Raw genomic sequence first — 22,804 nt, forward strand, 5'->3', positions numbered from 1 at the left:
TTAATATTAGGCTGACCCCGAGGTTTGGAGAAGCGAAATGGCTTATAGTGAAAAGGTAATTGATCATTACGAAAATCCTCGTAATGTGGGTGTTTTGGATAAAAATGCTGAAAACGTTGGCACAGGTATGGTCGGTGCACCAGCTTGTGGTGATGTAATGCGCTTACAAATCCAAGTCGATGATAATGGCGTAATTGAAGAAGCTCGCTTCAAAACTTATGGTTGCGGTTCTGCAATCGCATCAAGTTCCCTTGTAACTGAATGGTTAAAAGGTAAAACTCTTGATGAAGCTCAAGCAATCAAAAACATTGATATTGCAACAGAGCTTGCTCTTCCACCAGTAAAAGTACACTGCTCTGTATTGGCTGAAGATGCGATTAAAGCTGCGATTGAAGATTATCGTGGCAAAAAAGCGAAAGCTTAATAGTTTAACGACGTAACACATTGGAGTTTTCATGATCCATTTAACTGAAAATGCTGCGACTCACATCAGCAATTACCTACAGAATCGTGGTAAGGGTGAAGGCATTCGTGTTGGTGTGAAAACTTCGGGTTGCTCTGGATTAGCTTATGTACTTGAGTTTGTTGATGATGTTGACACACATGATCAAGTATTTGAGCAGTTCGGTGTTAAAGTTTTTGTGGATCCTAAAAGCTTAGTTTATCTCGAAGGTTTAGAGATGGACTATGTTAAAAATGGTCTCAATGAAGGCTTTGAGTTCAACAACCCAAATCAAAAAGGTGAATGTGGCTGTGGTGAATCATTTACAGTCTAAAACTACATCACTCTCTTTTTTATTCATTAAAACAGTGTGTTCCGCACTGTTTTAATGTATTTATCAATAGCGGAATTCATCTCCCATGAATCATTTTGAGTTGTTCCAATTACCCGAAGCACTCGATATAGATTTGGCAGCTTTAAAAAAACAGTTTTTGAATTTGCAACAGCAATATCATCCAGATAAAGCTGCTTACAAAGATCAGGCGTTAATTAAGTCAAGTGAAATCAATCAAGCGTTTAAAGTACTTTCACAAGTTGATAGTCGTGCTGCATATTTACTTGCCTTAAAAAAGCAAGATCACCATCTTGATCAATCCATCAGTGATTTTGAATTTCTACAATCAGCACTTGAGATGCGCGAGCAACTTGATGAGGCTAGATCAACAGATCAATTACGTACATTAAAAGTAGACGTTCAACAATGGCTTGATGGATTAGTTCGCGAATTCAAAATTGATTATGCTGACGAAGATTGGGCTGAAGCTCGTGATACGGTACGTAAATTACGCTTTTTCCAACGCGTAATGAACGATATTGATAAAGCCGAAGATCGCATGTTAGACGAAGAAGATAGCTTCGACTTAGATGATGATTTTTAGTCTGCCGTTACCAATTATTTTCAAGGGATACCTCACGCATGGCACTTTTGCAAATTGCTGAACCTGGTCAATCTACTGCGCCACACGAACATCGAATTGCGATCGGTATAGACTTAGGAACAACCCACTCTTTAGTGGCGACAGTGCTATCGGGAAAACCGAAAGTTCTACAAGACGATAAAGACCGAGTTTTACTCCCTTCTATCGTTCATTATGCAAAGGATACAACTACATTCGGCTATGAAGCTAAGCCGTTCATGTTGACTGATCCTAAAAATACAATTGTTTCCGTTAAGCGTTTCATGGGACGTTCTCAAGCAGATATTAAATTCCAACATCCTTATGTGCTTGTTGGTGCTGAAAATGAAATGCCAGCATTTGAAACTGCTGCAGGTCGAAAAACACCTGTTGAGATTTCCGCTGAGATTTTAAAAGAATTAAAAGAACGTGCAGAGGCAAGCTTAAAAAATCCAGTTAATGGTGCAGTTATTACCGTTCCTGCATATTTTGATGAAGCACAACGTCAAGCGACTCGTGATGCTGCTCAATTAGCTGGTTTAAATGTACTGCGCTTACTCAATGAACCAACAGCTGCTGCTGTAGCTTATGGTTTAGATCAGGATACCAATCTCAGTACAGATCGTAATTATGTAATTTATGATCTAGGTGGTGGTACGTTTGACGTATCTATCTTGCGCTTCTCACATGGTGTGTTTGAAGTATTAGCCACAGGTGGTCATACTGCATTAGGTGGTGATGACCTCGACCGCTTAATCGTGAAGTGGGCAAAAAAACAGCTTAGCATTGAAACTCTAAGTGATGAAGAGTACGCAGTTTTTGTCGTTGCTGCACGCCAAGCTAAAGAACAACTCACTGATCATGAATCTGCTGAATTAAAATTATTCGATGATCGTCTAGTTTTGGATCGTCCAACATTTGAATCAATCATTCAGGTCGCACTCGATAAAACAATCAGTGTATGTAAACGCGTATTACGCGATGCAAAACTTGAATTAGATGAAATTGAACATGTTGTTTTAGTTGGTGGTTCTACTCGTTCTTATGCAGTACAAAAAGCAGTTCGCGATATATTTAAACGTGAACCTTTATGTACAATTAATCCAGATGAAGTAGTTGCAATTGGTGCATCAATCACAGCAAATCAGCTCATCGGTAACAGCCAAGATGGCTCTTTATTGCTTGATGTTACTCCACTCTCATTAGGTTTAGAAACTATGGGCGGTCTGGTAGAGCGTTTGATTTCGCGCAATACAGCAATTCCTGTAGCTCGCCGTCAAGAATTCACGACTTATCAAGATGGACAAACTGCCATGCTGATTCATGTCGTACAAGGTGAACGAGATTTAGTTGAACATTGTCGTTCACTAGGTCGCTTTGTTTTGCATGGCATTCCACCGATGACAGCTGGTCAAGCGCGTATTGAAGTTACATTCCAAGTTGATGCTGATGGTTTACTAACAGTATCTGCAAAAGAAACAACTTCTGGTGTTCAAGCACAAATTGATATCAAACCTTCTTATGGTTTATCAGCTGCAGATACGGAACGTCTATTAATTGAAGGTTTCCAGCATGCTGAAGAAGATAAACAACTTCGCCATTTGCAAGAAACAAAAGTTGAAGCAGAACGTGAATTAGAAGCTCTAGAACAAGCTTTAAAAGCTGATAAAGATTTACTTTCTCAGCAACAAGCTCGTGATTTAATTCTTGCTGCTGAAGCACTTAAAGCTCGCTTAAAAACTAATGAGTTAGAAGCAATTGAAAATGCTGTTCAACAACTTAAAACTCACAGCGATGCGTTTGCAGCACTTCGTATGAATCGACATATTGACCATGCCTTAAAGGGTACAAAACTCGAAGATTGGTCAAACTCAAACTAAAGGTATAGGTGATCAATATGCCACGTATTAAAGTTCTCCCTCATGCTCAATTCTGTCCTGAAGGTGCAGAATTCGAAGTGGAAAAAAATGCAAATTTATGCCAAAGCTTACTGAAGCAAGGCATTAAAATTGAACATGCATGCGATATGTCATGCGCATGTACCACATGTCACGTCATTGTCCGTAAAGGTTTTGACAGCCTCGAAGAAATGAATGACGTGGAAGCCGATTTACTTGACCGTGCATGGGGTTTGGAGCCAGACTCTCGCCTTTCGTGTCAAGTTGAAATTGTTGATGAAGATTTAGAAATTGAAATTCCTAAATACACGATCAACCATGCTTCAGAAAATCACTAAATTTTTCAAAATTAGTGACATAAAAAACTCCTCTATAAATGAGGAGTTTTTTATGTGGTAGAGTTTTGCAATACAGCAGAAAAAATAATCTATTGTTTAACCTCATCATCGAGATTTAAACGTGGAATACCTTGTGCATTGGTAATTTTTTGCTGTGTTTTGATTCTCTGAATCATTTTCTCTAGAATTTCTACCAGCTCAGGGTATTCATAATTTTGTACTTCTTCAAAATTCAGCACCAAATGAAAACCCTTATATTCAAAATCAAACCATTTTTGTGTATCTGATTTTTTGCCTGTGAATTTCTCCATGACTTGCCATGTTTTCACAGGACCTTGAATCCCTTTCAAATAGATCGGCACTTTAGGAACACACAGAAATTCATTTTTAATTAACTGATGTGTATCATCTGCAATCAAAATTTCATCAACTTCAGCAGCTGATTGCAAACGGGCTGCCAGATTTACATCACGACCTACAATCGTATATGCCATACGATGTGAAGCACCATAATTTCCAACGTGACAATATCCCGTACTTATTCCCATGCGAATATGTAATGCTGGATAACCCATTTTTTTCCAGCGTTCGCGTAGCAATTTCATCTGTTGGCGCATTGCGATAGCCATTTCAACACAAGACTTCGCATCTTGTTCTACGCCTTGAGAGTTTGGATCACCAAAGAAAATCAGGATCGCATCACCCATAAACTTATCGACGGTTGCTTCATACTGTTTTGCAATTTCCGTCATATGACTCAAATAATCATTTAATAAGAAAGCTAAATCATCTGGAATTAAACTTTCAGAAAGCTCTGTAAAACCCTGGATATCAGAGAAGAAGATCGTTAATTTTTTACGTTTATATTCGATTTTCGCTTCAGCCTCGCCACGCATAATCGACTGCCACAACTGCAATGGAGCATAACGACTTAGTTGATTTGCAAAGGCAATATAACGAGTCATCTGATTATGATAATGCTGACGTTGCTGACCTAAAATATTCAAACGACGATGTTGATAGTAGTTACCAATTACAATGAACATCATCAATCCAAGTAAACTCACCACTGTAAGTTCAGGATTCGTCGGTTCAAAATATTCTTCCGCACCAAATATAAAAAATGTTGAAAAATAAAAGGTCAGCACACCAATCAAAATAATTAATGATGCTACTGGTAAAGTAATTTTATTGTTTAAACCTACATAAAGTAGTGCAAATAGGATTGTAAATGTAGGTACTAGGCTTAAATGTAATCCAGCTAAAACAATGGCAACGATAACAGCTTCTATGCCAAATAAAACGTTCTTCTCTGTATCACGATCAAATTTGTATTGAAGCCATTTTTCAAGCTTAGGAGACAGTAAAAAGAAAACTAATAAAATTGGAAGAATATAGAGTTGGTGATTAGCGCTAGAAGAAGTAAAAGTATAAATAACCAAAATTAATGACAAAATCGAATATCCCATCAAACGATGGAAATAAGCGAACTGTCTAGGTTCTTTATCGATTAACCTATCTAGTGGCACCCTCTACTCCTTCCTTATCTAAGAAGACCTACAATCCTCTTGACTAAATCAGTCCATGCGCCAATCAAATGGCATATCACCCTGACCACGTAATGCAAGCATAAGGGTTTGACGCATATGAGCAAGAACATCGCTGCTGTATGGTACAGCTGGAGTACCCCAAACTGGTTTAGGCCACGCAACATCATTTTGATAACGTACAACATGATGAAAATGAAGCTGTGGTACAACATTACCAAGTGCCGCTACATTCATCTTGTCAGCACGGAATACACGAGAAAGCTGACTAGACAACCAACTCGATTCACGTAAAAATTGTTCCTGATCGGCTTGACTGAGTTCATATAACTCAGTGATTCCAGGAACACGTGGTATAAGAATTAGCCAAGGAAATTGCATATCATTCATTAAACGACATGTTGAAAGCGGAAAGTCGCCTACAAAAAATGTATCTTGAGCAAGTTGTGGATGCAAACTAAACATATCTTTATAAATGATGCAAAATAATAATGGTCAATACTATCACATCAGTTGTGATGTGAATATTATTAGTAACCTGTTTGATTACAAATAACAATGATTTTCCTCAGTTATTGACGCATCATCCGACCAAAAAATGATTCTGTATCGAATGATACTTCTCCCCTCAAATCTGATTTTCTAATTAGCCATTCAACTCACTTAATAACTTGTTTAACAAGGTCACAATAAACTGGATACGCTCTTCGTATTCTGACAAGTGAACTGTCAATTTCAATCGCTGACCACCTTCCATACGATAGTGAGTTGGGTTCTTCTGCATCAACTGAATGATACTGATTGCTTGTACAGGTGTATCAGGAGAAAACTCGATATACCCACCGTTTGTATTCACATCGACTTTTGTAATTCCAAGTTGTTCCGCTTTAAGACGCACTTGATGAACGCTGAACAACTGTTTAACTGCTTGAGGTGGAATACCAAAACGGTCAATCAACTCCATTCGGATATTATCCAGTTTCTCTTGTGTGTCTGTATTACTAATACGCTTGTAGAACAATAAGCGTTGATGAACATCGCCCAAATAATCATCTGGAATCAATGCTGGCATATGTAAGTTAATTTCAGCAGTAAGTGAAAGCGGAGCATCGAAATTAGGAGTTTTACCTTTTTGAATCGCCTTGGTTGCCTTTTCAAGCATCTCCATATACAAGCTGTAGCCAATTGCTTGCATTGAACCACTTTGCTGCTCACCTAAGAGCTCACCAGCACCGCGAATCTCTAAATCTTCTGTCGCCAGCATAAAACCAGCACCAAGTGTTGAAGCTCTTTGAATTGCATCTAAACGTTTTTCAGCGTCACCTTTCAAATGTTTAAGTGATGGTACGAGCAAATAAGCATAGGCTTGGTGATGTGAACGCCCAACACGACCGCGAAGTTGATGCAACTGGGCCAAACCTAGTTTATCGGCACGTTCTATAATGATTGTATTGGCATTCGGTACATCAATACCCGTTTCTATAATCGTAGAGCAAACCAGTACGTTGTATTCTTTGTGGTAGAACTGCTGCATGACTTGTTCAAGTTCACGCTCACGCATTTGTCCATGAGCAACTGCTACACGAGCTTCTGGAACCAAGGTTCGAATACTTTCTGCAGCTCGTTCGATTGTATCGACTTCATTATGTAAGAAGTAGACTTGTCCACCACGCAATAATTCACGCAGAATTGCCTCTTTCACAGAGTCATCCGTATGCTCTTGAACAAAAGTTTTTACGGCTAAACGGCGTGCTGGTGGCGTCGCAATAATAGATAAATCACGCATTCCAGAGAATGCCATATTTAAGGTACGAGGAATTGGAGTTGCTGTCAGCGTAAGCATATCCACATCGGCACGAAGTGCTTTGATACGCTCTTTATCGCGCACACCAAAACGATGTTCTTCATCGACGATCATTAAACCTAAATTTTTAAACTGTACATTTTCTTGCAGAATTTTATGGGTTCCGACCACGATATCAACTTTGCCATCAGCCAAATCTTCAATGATTTTTAGATGCGTTTTGTTGCTTCCGAAACGTGATAAAACCTCGATACGAACTGCTGTATCCGCAAAGCGATCTTTGAACGACTCATAATGCTGTTGTGCAAGTAAAGTCGTCGGCACCAAAACTGCGACTTGTTTATTGTTTTGTACTGCTACAAAGGCTGCTCGCATCGCAACTTCAGTTTTTCCAAAACCAACATCACCACAAACCAAACGATCCATAGGTTTCGCAAGTTGCATATCATGAAGAGTTGATTCAATCGCATTGGCTTGGTCTAGTGTCTCCTCATAAGCGAAGCCACTTGCGAATTGCATATATGCCGTGTGATCTAGCTCAAACGCAAATCCTGGTTTTGATTGTCGACGAGCTTGTATATGCAATAACTCAGCCGCTACATCGTGAATTTGCTCTAAAGCTTTGCGCTTAGCTTTACTCCATGTATCTGTACCTAATTTGTGCAAAGGCGCAAGATCAGGATCTCCACCACTATAGCGACTGATCAAATGTAAATTGGTGACAGGAACATAGACCTTAGCCCCATCAGCATAATCAAGTTGTAAAAACTCATGATCTTGCTGATCAATCTCTAAGGTGACTAATCCAGCATAACGTCCAACACCATGATCAATATGTACGACAGGCGCACCTATACTCAGTTCGGTTAAACTCCGAATTAAAAACTCTTCGGAAACTTCTTGCTGACGTTTTCGTCTACGTTGAACAACTCTGTGTTCGTAAAGTTGATTTTCAGATATAACTGATAATTGATCTGTGAGAAGTAAACCACGGTCTAAAGGAGCACTGGTAATCGCAACTTTTAGCTTATCTTTTTGGAATTGAGCAAAGCTATCGACTGTTTGAATTTCTCCTAAAACTGAGCGCAGCGCATCTTTTAAAGTTTCGCGTCGTCCTGCACTTTCAGCGACTAAAAGCACAGGAAATTTAATTTGATCGATATAATTTTTAACAGCTTGAAAAGGCTGCTCTTTTTTAGGATCTACAGCGAGTTTTGGAGGTTGCTCTGCTGATAAATTTAGAACACCAGCTTTCTCGTCGAAAGTATCTGCCGAAGCAAGAATTCTTGGAAATTGATTTAATGCCTGTAAAACATGATTAGGCATTAAAAATAGATCTTCAGGAGGAAGGATCGGTTGATCAATATTGTGACGACGATCTTCGTAACGATGAACAACTTCCTTCCAAAAACTAATTAATTCATCTTCAACTTCACTATTTGTAATGACAACGCAATTCTTTGGTAAGTATGTCATTAACATACTTTGCGCTTCCATTAACTTTTTATCAAAAAATAAAGGAAAATAAAACTCTAACCCTGGTGTTGCTATACCTTCGAGTACATCTTGATAGATAGGATTTTTCTTGGGATTTGCGGTAGGGAAACTTTCCGCATAGCGATCTCGGAATGTTGATCTACCTTCTTTGAGAGGAAACTCTTTAGCAGGTAATACAGTAAAATTTTTTAATGATTCAGTTGTTCTTTGCGTTTCAGGATCGAAGAACTTCAGGCTTTCAATTTCATCATCAAATAAGTCGATACGAATAGGTTGATCTTGTCCTGATGCATATATGTCCATAATGCTGCCACGAACTGCAAACTCACCATGATCATAAACAGTATCAACTAAGCGATAACCTGCTTGGACTAATTGTTTTTTCTGTGCTTCTAAATCAAGTTTTTGACCAACTTTAATATCAAAATGCTCACCAACAACCCATGAGTAAGGTGCAACACGTTGAGCCAAAGTACTAGCAGAAATTAATAAAATCCCCTTTTGTGGCATATTAGATAAAATAGCCAAACGCTCGGAGACGATATCTTGGTGCGGAGATAAGCGATCATATGGCAATATTTCCCAGTCAGGAAAGATTGTTGGTTTTATGCCATAAAATTCAAGCTCACTTTCAAGCTGTGCAAGATGTTGATTATTTCGTGCAACAATTACATATAAATTAGAATTCTGAGTGGCAATTTCTTTGAATAGTAGTGCAGCAGATGACCCAAGTAGCGAACCAATCCAGCGTTTTTCGCCAGCTTTGAATTGTTGTAAGTTTAATTGAGAGATTTCTTGTTGAAACATAGAGAAAATCGTGCAATTTAAAGGACAAGTGGCTTAGTTTAGCATGATGTTTTTAGATAAATAAGAAATTCTATATTTGATAATTATCATTGAATTTTACTTAGGCTATTTTTGAAGATTAATAAAAAGATCGCATTTTGATAGTTCAATTTTAAAATCTAAATTTATAATCCAAGCTTTATGCTCACTAAATTGAATCTCTTTGCATAAAAAAAGCACTCTTCAACTCACTCAGAAAAGTGCTTTTTATAAACTCATTTACTTTTAAGATGCAAATTTTGCATTTGGAAAGAAACGGTTTTCAATCGTGTCATAGCACCATTGGAAAATGAATGTATAAACCAGAATACACATGGTCAAACCAAAATCTAGAATCAATGCTTCGATAAATGACATATTCATCATATAAGCAATAATTGGAATAGTTGCGAGCATCAAACCGCCCTCAAACCCAATAGCATGCATAATACGAACAGGTATCGTTCTTTCCCACTGATATTTAAACTCAATTTGCTCGAAATAGTGATTAAATATCATATTCCAGATCACTGAAATAACAGCCATGATCACACCTAAAACACCTGTGACTTCAAGTGGCATACTAAAAATAAAACTTAACGTGATAGCGATGATGACCAATAAAATCACTTCATAACTGATCGCATGAATGAGCCTTCTTTTGGAAATCAACATTTTTAAAACACTCTTTTGTTTGGATATGGCTCATTTTATTTTTATAATTTTGATCAATCCAATCAGATTCTTTCAGTTTTATTGACAGATGAATATAAATCAAGAACAACTACTCATGTTCCAAACCGTCATGGAAACAGGTTCATTTTCAGCAGCAGCACGAAAGTTAGGTAAAGTCCCTTCTGCGGTAAGCATGTCGATTGCAAACTTAGAAATTGATTTAAACCTCAATTTATTTGACCGTATCGGACGTGAACCTACTCCTACTGATGCGGCAAAAGTGCTGTATGAAAAAACTCAATTGCTTTTGATTGAAATGAATCAATGGAAACAGCATGCTCACGCGTTGAGTAACGGTCTGGAATCCACATTAAATATTGTCGTGGTGTCAGAACTATTGCACACCAATTGGACAGATTACATCACATTGCTCGAACAAAACTTTCCGAGTTTAGCAATCAATATCGTCTCTGCTCCTCAGGAAGACGCTTTACAAATGTTGCTCGATCAATCTGCTCAGCTGGCTTTAATGTTTGAACGTGAACAATTGGATAGCCGCGAACAATTTGTTGAGTTAAAAAGAGAAGCTTTAATACCTGTCATCTCAATAAATCATCCCATCGCACAGTTGAATAAAGTTTCATTTGAGCAAATGGTGCAAACACGCCAAATTGTTGTCGCAAGTCGGGACAATACCATCAAGCCAGAACTCCTATTTTCTAAAGAGTACTGGCGTACTGATAACCATCATTCAGCATGTATGATGATTGTGAGAAATCTGGGTTGGGGTGTATTGCCATTGGAAATGTTCAATGAGAACCCAGAACTGAAGAAAAAATTAAAGGTTTTAGAGATCTACGACTTCACACCTAAATTCGAATATTATGTTGATTTGGTATGGAGCAGAGAAAGTAATTTAGGCGCCGCTGCCCAATTTTTAATTGAGCACATACGTAAACAACGTAAAGATCAAATATAAAATAGTAATTCGGTATTTAAATCCAGTGAACGGTGCTTTGCTTTCTTTTAGTTTGTGCTATAAAGAAGTTACCTATAATTTTGTTTATTAAGAACGTTATATCAATGACTCAAAATGCATTAGTCCAATTAAAGAATCTAACAACCGTTGTAGCTGATAGTAGTGATTTAGAAGCAATTGAAAAATTCCGTCCTCTTGATGCAACAACAAATCCATCATTGATTACTGCTGCAGCAGAACAGCCTGAAAGCAAAGAACTAATCGAAGATGCTTATTATCAAGCAAAAGAAGAAGGCTATCAAAGTGATGCATTAATTGAGCGTACGATTGATATTTTGACCGTCAAATTTGGTGTTGAAATTTTAAAATTGATTGATGGTCGTGTTTCAACTGAAGTGGATGCATCTCTTTCTTATGATACTGAAGCAACGATTGCTAAGGCGCGTGAACTTTCACAACTGTATAAAGGATATGGTATTGATCAATCACGTATCTTGATCAAGATTGCATCGACATGGGAAGGTATTCAAGCTGCAAAAGTTTTAGAAGCTGAAGGTATTCCATGTAATCTCACCTTACTGTTTGGTTTGCATCAAGCTCAGGCATGCGCAGATGCGAAAATTACGCTGATCTCTCCGTTTGTTGGTCGTATCCTAGACTGGTATAAAAAAGCTGAAGGTGTAGACCAATACCCGATTGAAAAAGATCCTGGGGTATTATCAGTGAAAAAGATTTATAACTACTACAAGCAACACGGCATTCCAACTCAAGTGATGGGTGCAAGTTTCCGCAGTACAGCACAAGTACTTGGTTTAGCAGGTTGTGATTTACTAACGATTGCTCCAAATCTTTTGGCTCAACTAGAGCAAGACCAGCAAATTGTTGAACCACAATTAAGCGAAGCAACAGCAAAACTAGCTGAGAAAATCGAACGTAATACACAATCCAAAGAAAGCTTTAAGACTGAATTAGAGCAAGATTTGATGGCGTTTCAATTACTACAAGGTGGTATTGATGGCTTTATCAAAGCACGTGATCAGTTAAGTTTACTGCTACGCCAGTCTTTTGGTATTGATGCTGAAATCAAAGCCTAATTAGTCGATTTTTCACCTATAAAAACTGATTTTTGTTATATTAACGAAAGTCAGTTTTTTTATGAGTTCATTGTGTTTGGTATAACAGATTTAACCACTTATATTATTGGTACAATCTTAATTGTGTTATTACCTGGTCCGAACTCTCTATACGTAATGTCCGTTGCTTCTCGCTATGGTATTCGAACTGGCTATTTAGCCGCATGCGGCGTTTTTACAGGTGATTTCGTATTAATTCTTTGCACGGTACTTGGTGCAGCATCTTTACTTAAAGCATTTCCAATCCTATTTATTATTTTAAAATTAACAGGTGCATGTTATCTCGCATACTTAGGTTTTAAATTACTACAAGGTGCTTATCAAACTTGGAAAAAACCACCAATCAATGCTGAACTGGCTGATTTACCTCAACTTGATAAGGTACATCCCTATCGTACTGCATTGAGCATTAGCCTCCTAAATCCTAAAGCCATCCTTTTTTTCTTATCATTTTTCGTGCAATTTGTAGAACCCAATTATGCATATCCTGCATTAAGTTTTTTGATCTTAGCGATCATTTTGCAAATCATTAGTTTTAGTTATTTAACAGCACTCATTTTTTCAGGTGTAAAATTGGCAGGCTTTTTTAAAGATAATTATAAACTAGCGGCAAGCGGGATATTTATTGTCGGCATTTTATTCTTTGGTTTCGGTTTGCGTTTGGCTACTTCTACTATTTCTTAATACATATTTGAATAACTAATCAATTTATTCAATCATCTTTTAGCTACGATTTAGAGAATATTAACGCTATACTTTTCAATAAATTTTAATCAATTAAAGATGCATAGATGCAACGTGTAATCCAAGATTTTTCTATCCCAGCCATTTTTGCGGGTTTTATTACCTTTCTGATTGGTATCAGTGTATCTGCAATATTAGTTATTCAAGGCGCTCAATCTCTAGGTGCAAATACAGCACAAATTAGCTCTTGGTTCTGGGCACTTGGGCTTGCAATTGGTTTATCTGGATTAATCCTCTCTTGGAAGTATAAATATCCCGTTGCTACTGCATGGTCTACACCCGGCATTGCATTGATTATTGCCTCTACAGGACATTACGATTTATATGAGGCAATTGGTGCTTTCCTTGTCTGCGGTATTGCAATCGCACTAGTTGGATTTTCAGGTATTTTCCAAAAGTTATTAGCACATATTCCTCAAAGTCTAACTTGTGCCATGTTGGCAGGAATTTTATTAAAATTTGGAATTCAGATATTTAGTAGCTTAGAAACTCACTTTGGTTTCATTCTTAGCATGCTCATTACTTATCTGGTTTCAAAACGCTTATTTCCTCGATATAGCATCGTACTTACCGTAATCTTAGGTGCAGCAATTTGCCCACTGTTTATTGATTTTAAAATTCAAGCAATTTCTTGGTCACTCACTCAACCGATTTGGATGCAGCCGTCATTTTCTTGGTCCGCAATTCTTGGTTTAGCATTACCCTTGTTTGTGATTAATATGACTTCACAAAACTTGCCTGGGATTGCAATGATTAAAAGTTATGGTTATCACCCTCATGTCAATCAACTTGTAGGTTGGACAGGTGTTGCCCATACAATTTTTGCACCATTTGGCTGCTTTTCAGTAAATCTTGCTGCGATCAGCGCTGCTGTAAGTTTAGATGACCAAGTTCATCCTGATCCGAGTAAACGTTATATTGCAGGGATCAGTTGCGGTATTTTTTATATTTTAATGGGACTTTTTGCTGCAACTCTCGTCAGTTTGCTGATATCATTTCCGCAGATCTTTATTGTCGCACTCGCAGGTATCGCACTGTTTGCAACAATTAGCCATAATATTGCAGTTGCATTCTCAAATGTAGAAGAACGTGAAGCTGCTTTATTAACTTTTTTGTGCAGTGCTTCAGGTATTCAATTTTGGGGTATAGGTTCAGCATTTTGGGGATTAATTTTAGGTATTTTCATTTTAATTTTGTTCAAATTTAAGTTAAAAAATAAGCCTTAGAATGACTAAGGCTTTATTTCTAGCTAATAAAATAATGAAAACTTACTTTTCATCTAAATCCTTTAAAGCCTCTTCGTCATTTAAAAATCGAGCAGCTTTTTTAGGTTGAATCAATGGAGCTGTTGGTCTCGGATGGCGATGTGAATATTGCAATCCTACGCCTGCATACACATCATCTGCCGCGATTTCAGTTTCAAAACGCTCTTCATCACGCTCACGTATTTCATGCGTAATGCGTTTTACTTCTTCCTGTTCAACGCCCAACTGCTGCAAAATAACGCCACCAAATTTGATTGCAGATTCAAAAGTTTCACGAATCATATAATCAACATTATGTTTCACCAAATGTAATGAATGCTCTCGGTCATAAGAACGGACTAAAAGCTTAGCAAGAGGAAACTGGTGCTTCACCAGTTCTACAATTTTGTTGGTGGTTTCTTTACTATCTACACAGACCACAACCGCTTGCGCTGTTGCGGCACCAGATGCATGTAAAATATCGAGTCGTGATCCATCACCATAATAGATTTTGAAGCCAAACTTTTCTGCATTTTGAATCATGTCAATATCAGTATCGATAATCGTGACATCAACACCTCTGGCTAATAACAATTGACTGGTAACCTGACCGAATCGACCGAATCCAATCATCAAAACACTTCCTGTTAATCCATCAGCAATACTTACATTTTCAAGAGATCGCTTTTGTTTCGATACGGTGTAGCGTTTAAAAATAATCCCAAGAATTGGCGTTAGCACCATAGATAAAACGACGATAGCAGTAAGATTTGATTTAACAGTATTATCGATGACTTGCGCACTCACTGCGGCTGCGAATAACACAAATGCAAACTCGCCACCTTGAGCCATGAGTAAAGCCCGATCTAAAGCTTCGGTGTGCGAACTTTTAGTTATGCGAGCAACAATATAAATCATCAATGCCTTTGCAAACATCATTGCAATCACACCACTGACGATCAATTGCCAATTCTGTTTCACTACGGATAAGTCTAGAGACATCCCTACACCTAAGAAAAACAGCCCAAGTAAAATTCCTCTAAATGGTTCGATATCTGCTTCAATTTGATGTCTAAATGTGGATTCAGATAATAAGACCCCTGCGAGAAAAGCTCCCATTGCCATCGATAAACCACTAACTTGCATTAACAGTGCTGCACCTAACACAACGAGTAATGCAGCAGCCGTCATCACTTCTCTAGCCTTAGCTGCCGCTAATAATCTAAACAATGGATTCAGTAACCAATATCCCGCTGCAATCAAACCTGCAATTGCAATTAATCCAAGACCAATACTTTCTAAACGAGTTGAGGTACTTTCCACGACGTGGTTCGGCGCCATGAAGGCTACAATGGCAAGTAAAGGTACGATCAGCAAATCTTCAAACAATAAAATTGAGACAATTTTTTGCCCATGAGGTTGAGTAATGTCTCCACGATCACCAAGCAGTTGCATTACGATGGCTGTTGAAGTCAATACAAACCCGGCTGCACCAATAAAAGCAACTTGCCATGTGAATCCAAATAACAGCCCAACACCTGTTAACGCCAAAGCACAGACGATTATTTGTAAGGTGCCTAATCCAAAGATTTCCCGTCTTAAACTCCATAGATGTGATGGTTGCATTTCTAAACCGATCACAAATAAATACATGACGATTCCAAGTTCGGCTACATGCAGAATTGCGGCAGAATCATGAAAAAAGGCAAACCCAAATGGACCAATTACCAAGCCAGCAATCAAATATCCTAAGACCGAACCTAATCCTATACGTTTAAAGATTGGTACCGCGATTACGGCTGCTGCCAGTAAAACTACTGGTGCAATTAAACTCATCGAATGTGCCTCTGAACTCATATCGTTCTCATTTTTATCAATTCTTGATTATTCTATGTGAATCTATTCGAGACTTATACAACATTGGTGGGATGATCTTTCCTAATGTTTTGAAATTTGATACTTAAATATAAAAAAATCGCCATATACGGCGATTTTTACGAAGATAATATTGGCAACAGTTAACCTTATTTTTACAGCTCTCTCACAACAACTGTTTTTGCCATTTTATCATGCCAACCTTGCTTTTTTGAATCAAATGCAACCCAAATAAGTCCAATAAACAAAACAAGCGTCGCAGGTATGTAGCCGATATAACGGATAATCCCCTGACCAACAGTGACATGATTTCCAGTTTTTTCATCTAAAACCTTTAAGCGTAATAGACGTTTACCCGGTGTACCTGCAAATTTAACCCAACAAAAAATATAGAACACTGCCATCAAAATTTGCCAAAACCAATCTGATGCTGTAGTCATTTGAAATGAATAGCTCGTTGCTTCTCTACCAAATAAAAGCGTAATTGGTAACAACGCAACAACGACAATGATTGAGTCAATAATGGAAGCAACTAAACGAATCCAAAAACCAGCATATTCGTATTTATAAGACATTTACCCCTCTCCTTTTTCTTTGTAAATATTCATAAACATTGAAGAATAATAAACTTCTCTTGATTTTATTTATATTGAATTTTGTTTTAGTTCTCTTTCAAAAAAATCTAAGGTTCGCTGCCAAACGACTTTCGCCTCGGGTAAACCTCGACTCACACTGCGGAAACCATGTGGCATATTATAAGTATAAGCCTCTACACGATCACCTAACTGATTGATGAGTTTATTACGTTTCGTTGCTGGGCAAAATGGGTCTACAGTTGACCAATGACCTTGTAGAATTCGGATATCATCCAAGGATTCTTTTTTCGGTACACCTGCACCCTGAATACCCAAAGAATGATGATAAACCACAGGTGCAAGCATATCCTCACGTTTTGCCATTTGGATAACGTAACCACCTGTTAAGCATTGACCAAGCATACCAAGTCGACCATTTGAGCGTGGGTCAGCCTTTAATGCATCAAGTAATACATGAATCTCTTGATTAACATCACTATCAGCGGCATTGATCCTCCCAGCCTTACTAACCATTGCACGAATACAGTATTTAACTGCACCTCCACTAAATAAATTGGGTACATAAACCAAATAGCCACGGTCTGCTAAATCTTGAGCATCTTCACGATAGACATCAAGTACGCCAAACAACTCATGTAGCAATAAAATAGCAGGTACTTTTTCTGATTTTTCAGCAGGTGCATAAACTTCTACTTCTATGTCACGTGTGGGTAATGTGATTGTTTTTATTTCCATCTTAATGATCCATCTTGTATTAAAATTAATCACATACTATTTATGACAATATTAATTGTCAAATAAAAAGGATGCTATAAACATCCTTTCTATGAGATTTCCAATTTCTGTTTTTCAATCATTTAAATGATGCTTAACACTCTATCGAATTTACAGCTAAACCACCTTTCGAGGTTTCTTTATATTTATCGGACATGTCTTTGCCTGTCTCTTTCATGGTTTGAATGACTTTATCCAAAGAAACATAATGTTCACCATCACCATTGAGCGCCATCTGTGCTGCGTTAATGGCTTTTACAGCAGCAATAGCATTGCGCTCAATACATGGAATTTGTACTAAGCCACCCACAGGATCACAAGTTAGTCCTAGATTATGTTCCAATCCAATTTCGGCAGCATGTTCAACTTGTTCAGGTGTTCCATTTAGAATTTCAGCTAAACCCGCAGAGGCCATTGCACATGCTGAACCGACCTCACCCTGACAGCCAACCTCAGCACCAGAAATAGAAGCATTCAATTTACATAAAATCCCAACGGCTGCGGCACTTAAAAAGAATTTTATAATCGTATCCTCAGATTCATCTTCGGAAAAATTCACGTAATAAGATAAAACTGCGGGGATAATGCCAGCCGCACCATTGGTCGGTGCAGTCACGACTCGACCACCTGCTGCATTTTCCTCATTTACTGCAAGTGCAAATAAATTCACCCATTCCATTGCATTAAAAGTGGTCGCGATCAGATTGCTATGTTCTTTTCTTAATAAACGTTGGTGAATACTTTTCGCGCGACGTTTTACATTTAATCCACCTGCCAAAATGCCATCATGCTGTAAACCACTTTGAATACAAGATTGCATCACATGCCAAATTGCCATGATTTTTTCACGTATCTCAGTTTCAGTTCGCCAGCTTTTTTCATTTTCTAGCATCAAATAACTAATGCTGCACTGATACTTTTTGCAAAGTGCTAAAAGTTCCTTTGCGCTTTGAAATGGATAAGGAATCCGAGTTTTATCTTCAATAAAACTTCCTTGGTCTATATGACTCTCATCTAAGATAAAACCGCCCCCTATCGAATAATAAGTATTGGCATAGACTTCATTGTTTTGCTGATCAAATGCAATAATTTTCATTGCATTCGGGTGATAAGGCAAAGCTTCATCTATAAAGAGGATATCTTGATTCGCATCAAATGGAATGGAGTGAGTCCCTGCAATTTTTAAAATTTTAGAGTTTAAATCGTGTTCTAGAGTTAAATGACTTTCTAAAATATTGATTGTTTCAGGATCATTACCCATTAGCCCCAGTAAAGTTGCTTTGTCTGTAGCATGACCAATTCCTGTTGAAGATAATGAACCGTATAAGTAAATTTTAATCTGTTTGACCTTTTCTAAATCACGGCGTTGTTGCAATACGTCGACAAAACGATATGCTGCTCGCATCGGTGCGACAGTATGTGAACTTGAAGGACCTACACCGATTTTAAAAAGATCAAATACACTCAAAGCCATGTGTGATTATTCCTATAATGCTCCCATTTCTATTTTTTATAATTTTTTAATTGAGGGAAATTCTATAAATGATAAAAACAATAACCACAACCGTAAACGATTGTGGTTAAAGGTAAAACTTACTTTAGATTAAATACTGAGTAAAGAATTTAGTGTTTCAGAAACATTCTTAGATTTAACTTTCGGCTGCATCGCTTTAAGTGCTTGCTGTACCTGAGAACGCTGAGGTTCGGCTAAGGTGTACCAACGTGACAACACTTGTAATAAACGAGAACCTAAAATTGGATTTTTCTCATCTAGATAAGTCGCAAGATTAATGAAATGTTCAACGCCAAAACTCCATGTATTCACGGGACTATTAGATAATCCACCACTCACAGAGCGAATACGATTCGGTGTACCTAGATCATAATCAGGATGCTTAGTGAGGTATTCAATGGTTTCAGCTGTCGCATTAGGGTTAGATGACTGAATCGTAAACCATTGATCTAAAGATAAAGCTTCATCTTTAAAACGATTATAGAAATCATCCAATACCGACTGGGCTTGAGGTGCATCATTCCAAACAAGAACCCGCAAAGCACCTAAACGCTCAGTCATATTTCCTGTTTGCTGATACTGCTGATAAGCCAAATCGAAAGCAGATTCATCACCTTGACGCGCCAACATATTTAACATGATGTTTTTCAATGCACGCACACCCATTGCCAAAGAAAATTCTTTCTGCAAGTCAGGATCAAGCGCTAAATAGGTTTCCTTCCAGAACGAGCCAAGTTCACGTGCCAAACGATTTATAACTGCTTCACGTTTTTCACGTACTAATCCTGGTTCATAATCTTGATCGATACGGCTACCTAAGTAACTTTCACTTGGAACATCAAACAAACGTGATGCAAGTAAAGGATCTTTATTAACCAAATCAGGCAAAGTATTTTTAATTGCTTGGATGTAGGTATCTGCTTGATGATCTTCTAATAAAATACGTTCTAGCAACGTTTGTGTCGCTTGCCATTGGTTAAAACCATTGGTTTCATGTTGAATCAAGAAAGCTAGATCATCATTTGAATAATCAAAGCTTAAATTCACTGGTGCAGAGAAATTGCGTAGTAATGAAGCGACTGGTTGTTCGGTCACATCTGTAAATTCAATAGTGGCTTCATCTTGATCAAATAAGTAAACGCCATCTTTCACATCATTTACAAATAGATCAGCACTGTGCAAAGTGTACTGTTCACCTGTTTTTGCATTGAACAATGCTAAAGCAACTGGGATTGGCACAGCTTTCAAGTTTGGATATTTAGGATGTGCTTTTAGACTTTGTTTCAAGCTTAAACGATAGGTCTTTGCAGCCGCATCGTATTCACCTTTTGCTTCTAGCTTAGGTGTACCAGGTTGGTTATACCACGTAAGGAAATTTGATAAATCCACACCTGAGCCTGCACTGAGTGCAGCAACCCAATCTTCAACAGTAACCGCTTGACCATCATGACGAAGGAAATATTCATCTGTGCCTTTACGGTATTTTTCTTTACCTAAAAGTGTTGCCATCATGCGGTTAATTTCCGCACCTTTTTCATAAACTGTCGCTGTGTAGAAATTATTGATTTCCACAAAATGATCTGGACGAGGAGGATGAGATAAAGGACCTGCATCTTCAGGGAATTGATGTGCTTTTAATACGGCAACATCATCGATACGCTGTACTGCTGCCGACTGTAAATCCTCAGAGAAAGACTGATCTCGGAATACAGTTAAGCCTTCTTTTAAACAAAGCTGGAACCAATCACGACAAGTAATACGGTTACCAGTCCAGTTATGGAAATATTCATGTGCAATCACCGATTGAACACGCATGATTGCTGCATCAGTCGTAAATTCTTCATCAGCGAGTACACAAGAGGTATTAAAGATATTTAAGCCTTTATTCTCCATCGCACCCATGTTGAATTGGCTGACAGCCACAATCATATAGTTGTCGAGATCATAAGGACGACCATAATGTTCCTCATCCCAACGCATCGAATGCTTTAATGCTTCTATCGCAATATGACATTTTGGAATATCTTTCTCGATCGCGTAAATTTCTAAGGCAACATCACGACCTTCAGAAGTTGTATAACGATCTCTCAATACCGCTAAATCACCAATCACACAGGCGAATAAGTAACTTGGTTTCTTGGTTGGATCTTGCCAAATTGCAAAATGACGATCTTCACCTGCCTCACCCGTTTCCAGTAGGTTACCGTTTGCCAATAAAACAGGATATTTTTTGTCTGCTTCTACACGCGTTGTGAAGACAGACAATACATCAGGGCGATCTGGATAAAAGGTAATTTTGCGGAAACCTTCAGGTTCATTTTGGGTAACAAATAAATCACCCGCCTTATATAAACCTTCCAGTTGGGTATTAGACTCTGGGTGAATGATCACCTGAGTTTGAATAATGACCTCATCTGGTGCATCGGTGATCTTTAATTGCTCTGTATCTAACTCATATTGATCGGCAGTTAATAATTCACCGTTGAGTTGAATAGATTTAAGTTCTAAATCACGTCCTAATAAGATTAAAGCACCTGTCGCTTGTCTCTTCATCACTAATGTTGAATCAACAATCGTATGATCATCATAGACTTGTATATCTAAGTTGATTGATTCAACTAAAAAAGATGGTTTTTGATAGTCTTTCAAATAAATGGTTTGATCTGCTTGTACAGGAGGTTGCGCCGCAATATTCATCAGTAATCCTTAATCTTTCATCATGTCGTTAGATGGTCTTGTTGGCAAGACTTCTTGATTTGCAAATCATACGCCAACTTATAAATCCTGTCTTTAGAACCACAGTATCACTTTGATTAGTTTTATTGGGTTTGTATAAACGAATTTCAAATTTAAACGTTGAATCAACTTATCGTTTAGACAAAATTACAACACTGTTTTCCATTCTTAAATCAAAAATACAAAAGCAAATGTCACTCATCGACTAACTTACATTTTTTTGCTGTGTTTAACATTTTGTGCACGGTTATTGCTTAATCATATATGCCAAAGTAGGTATGTAAAAATAACAAGTGAGGGTTTTATTATGGAATTAAAAGCGCATCTACATCGTTTAGAAAACATTAAAGCAATTCACGATCTCGCAACGGCTGGAATTGATCATCAAGTTATTTCAGTCTTTTTATCAGCAGAAGGCATTTGTATTACACCAATTGAAGTAACAAATATTGTGAATACTTACGATGCCTTAGGTAAAGAAAAAGTCCCAACCAAAAAGGTACAAGCCTTACTCACTGCTAAAAAAATCTGTCAGGAGGACGAAAATTTACCATGCCCTGTTTAATCAAATTCAACCCAACAAAAAACCTCGAATTAATCGAGGTTTTTTTATTCATTTAGAAGTTATGGATTAGCACTATCCGTTCTTAGCCAAACAACCGTTCGCCCGAGAGCAGAAACACCCATATAACCACGCATACGAAGACGCTTTCCTTCGCCAGTCACAACACCCTTGCCTTTGTAGATGCGACCCGAAGTCGGTTCCAACACACGACCATCAATATATGAGTCAGGTTTATTTGGATCTTCTCTAAATCCTGAAAGAATTTGCAGTCCCAATATCGGCTTATTGGTAAAAGGTGCAGGACATTTTGAACAGTTTGTTAAGGCAATACCATGTGAATTTGGATAACGATAGACAATTTTCCCGTGATAACGCCCATCATTTCCTTTACGGATCTCAACAATTGAAAGCTGCTCACCTGTACGCTCTTCTATACTTTTCCAGTAACCTTCGATAGACGCAGAAAAACCTAACGCACTCACAAACGATAAACTAAGCCCCATGATTCCTTTCATGAGCATTTGATTCAACATATTAACCCCGTCATTTTAAAAACTAAATTATTCATCTTTATAGATTTAATGCGCGAAAACTAACATAGTTTTAAACAATTTACACTGTACGCATGAGTTCTTTTGACTATAAAAGCAACATGATTAATCG

Annotated in this window: 20 protein-coding genes; 10 read left to right on the plus strand and 10 right to left on the minus strand. The window is 37.8% G+C overall.

The window, feature by feature from the left end; all coding sequences use genetic code 11:
- Positions 1-37 precede the first annotated feature (37 nt).
- From iscU to fdx, 5 genes are all read left to right on the plus strand, one after another.
- Positions 38-424 carry a Fe-S cluster assembly scaffold IscU gene (gene iscU, locus IRT38_RS12755; RefSeq protein ID WP_004639432.1) on the plus strand — a complete coding sequence of 129 codons (387 nt, stop codon included), beginning with the start codon at positions 38-40 and terminating at the stop codon, positions 422-424.
- A gap of 31 nt (positions 425-455) precedes the next feature.
- A complete protein-coding gene (gene iscA / locus IRT38_RS12760; protein ID WP_004912036.1) occupies positions 456-776 on the plus strand; it encodes an iron-sulfur cluster assembly protein IscA in 321 nt (106 codons plus the stop codon).
- A gap of 85 nt (positions 777-861) precedes the next feature.
- Positions 862-1,380 (plus strand): Fe-S protein assembly co-chaperone HscB, encoded by a 519-nt coding sequence (gene hscB, locus IRT38_RS12765; protein ID WP_194597918.1) that lies wholly within the window; start codon positions 862-864, stop codon positions 1,378-1,380.
- A gap of 38 nt (positions 1,381-1,418) precedes the next feature.
- Positions 1,419-3,278 carry a Fe-S protein assembly chaperone HscA gene (hscA, locus tag IRT38_RS12770; RefSeq protein ID WP_194597919.1) on the plus strand — a complete coding sequence of 620 codons (1,860 nt, stop codon included), beginning with the start codon at positions 1,419-1,421 and terminating at the stop codon, positions 3,276-3,278.
- 17 nt (positions 3,279-3,295) lie between these two features.
- Entirely contained in the window at positions 3,296-3,634 is a 339-nt protein-coding gene (fdx, locus tag IRT38_RS12775; protein ID WP_004912046.1) for an ISC system 2Fe-2S type ferredoxin, read from the plus strand.
- An 89-nt stretch (positions 3,635-3,723) separates the two neighbouring features.
- Here fdx and IRT38_RS12780 read toward each other — a convergent pair whose 3' ends face one another.
- The 4 genes from IRT38_RS12780 to aceI form a co-directional block, all read right to left on the minus strand.
- Positions 3,724-5,163 carry an adenylate/guanylate cyclase domain-containing protein gene (locus tag IRT38_RS12780; RefSeq protein WP_004954970.1) on the minus strand — a complete coding sequence of 480 codons (1,440 nt, stop codon included), beginning with the start codon at positions 5,161-5,163 and terminating at the stop codon, positions 3,724-3,726.
- A gap of 48 nt (positions 5,164-5,211) precedes the next feature.
- Positions 5,212-5,646 carry an HIT domain-containing protein gene (locus tag IRT38_RS12785; protein WP_004912054.1) on the minus strand — a complete coding sequence of 145 codons (435 nt, stop codon included), beginning with the start codon at positions 5,644-5,646 and terminating at the stop codon, positions 5,212-5,214.
- A gap of 181 nt (positions 5,647-5,827) precedes the next feature.
- Positions 5,828-9,289 carry a transcription-repair coupling factor gene (gene mfd, locus IRT38_RS12790; RefSeq protein ID WP_194597920.1) on the minus strand — a complete coding sequence of 1,154 codons (3,462 nt, stop codon included), beginning with the start codon at positions 9,287-9,289 and terminating at the stop codon, positions 5,828-5,830.
- A 264-nt stretch (positions 9,290-9,553) separates the two neighbouring features.
- The gene (aceI, locus tag IRT38_RS12795) at positions 9,554-9,982 is read right to left on the minus strand and encodes a chlorhexidine efflux PACE transporter AceI (RefSeq protein ID WP_194597921.1); all 429 of its coding nucleotides are present in this window, start codon (positions 9,980-9,982) and stop codon (positions 9,554-9,556) included.
- Between the two features lie 88 nt (positions 9,983-10,070).
- Here aceI and IRT38_RS12800 point away from each other — a divergent pair, with 88 nt between their 5' ends.
- The 4 genes from IRT38_RS12800 (at position 10,071) to IRT38_RS12815 (ending at position 14,064) form a co-directional block, all read left to right on the plus strand.
- A complete protein-coding gene (locus IRT38_RS12800) occupies positions 10,071-10,961 on the plus strand; it encodes a LysR family transcriptional regulator (protein ID WP_194597922.1) in 891 nt (296 codons plus the stop codon).
- A gap of 104 nt (positions 10,962-11,065) precedes the next feature.
- Positions 11,066-12,055 (plus strand): transaldolase, encoded by a 990-nt coding sequence (gene tal, locus IRT38_RS12805; protein WP_194597923.1) that lies wholly within the window; start codon positions 11,066-11,068, stop codon positions 12,053-12,055.
- A gap of 72 nt (positions 12,056-12,127) precedes the next feature.
- Complete coding sequence (gene leuE, locus IRT38_RS12810) at positions 12,128-12,778, plus strand: leucine efflux protein LeuE (protein WP_005402397.1); 651 nt, start codon at positions 12,128-12,130, stop codon at positions 12,776-12,778.
- A gap of 107 nt (positions 12,779-12,885) precedes the next feature.
- Positions 12,886-14,064, plus strand: a complete 1,179-nt coding sequence (locus IRT38_RS12815; RefSeq protein ID WP_194597924.1) for a benzoate/H(+) symporter BenE family transporter — start codon at positions 12,886-12,888, stop codon at positions 14,062-14,064.
- A gap of 42 nt (positions 14,065-14,106) precedes the next feature.
- On the opposite strand, the gene IRT38_RS12820 is transcribed toward IRT38_RS12815, so the two are convergent.
- The 5 genes from IRT38_RS12820 to pepN all read right to left on the minus strand — a co-directional run bounded on the left by IRT38_RS12820 (position 14,107) and on the right by pepN (position 21,537).
- Positions 14,107-15,939: a monovalent cation:proton antiporter-2 (CPA2) family protein gene (locus tag IRT38_RS12820; RefSeq protein WP_194597925.1), complete on the minus strand. Its 1,833-nt coding sequence runs from the start codon at positions 15,937-15,939 to the stop codon at positions 14,107-14,109.
- 173 nt (positions 15,940-16,112) lie between these two features.
- Positions 16,113-16,532, minus strand: a complete 420-nt coding sequence (locus IRT38_RS12825) for an RDD family protein (protein ID WP_004954991.1) — start codon at positions 16,530-16,532, stop codon at positions 16,113-16,115.
- Positions 16,533-16,601: 69 nt separating this feature from the next.
- Positions 16,602-17,288, minus strand: coding sequence for a dienelactone hydrolase family protein (locus IRT38_RS12830; protein WP_004912073.1), 687 nt, complete (start codon positions 17,286-17,288; stop codon positions 16,602-16,604).
- A 133-nt stretch (positions 17,289-17,421) separates the two neighbouring features.
- Complete coding sequence (locus IRT38_RS12835; protein ID WP_194597926.1) at positions 17,422-18,801, minus strand: L-serine ammonia-lyase; 1,380 nt, start codon at positions 18,799-18,801, stop codon at positions 17,422-17,424.
- A gap of 129 nt (positions 18,802-18,930) precedes the next feature.
- On the minus strand, positions 18,931-21,537 hold the full coding sequence (pepN, locus tag IRT38_RS12840; RefSeq protein WP_194597927.1) for an aminopeptidase N: 2,607 nt from the start codon (positions 21,535-21,537) through the stop codon (positions 18,931-18,933).
- 346 nt (positions 21,538-21,883) lie between these two features.
- On the opposite strand from pepN, the gene IRT38_RS12845 reads away from it, so the two are divergent.
- Positions 21,884-22,141, plus strand: a complete 258-nt coding sequence (locus tag IRT38_RS12845; RefSeq protein ID WP_194597928.1) for a hypothetical protein — start codon at positions 21,884-21,886, stop codon at positions 22,139-22,141.
- Positions 22,142-22,200: 59 nt separating this feature from the next.
- On the opposite strand, the gene IRT38_RS12850 is transcribed toward IRT38_RS12845, so the two are convergent.
- Positions 22,201-22,674, minus strand: coding sequence for a DUF2147 domain-containing protein (locus tag IRT38_RS12850; protein WP_004955003.1), 474 nt, complete (start codon positions 22,672-22,674; stop codon positions 22,201-22,203).
- Positions 22,675-22,804: the final 130 nt, after the last annotated feature.

It is taken from the genome of Acinetobacter sp. SK-43 (assembly GCF_015351505.1).
GTDB lineage: Bacteria > Pseudomonadota > Gammaproteobacteria > Pseudomonadales > Moraxellaceae > Acinetobacter > Acinetobacter junii.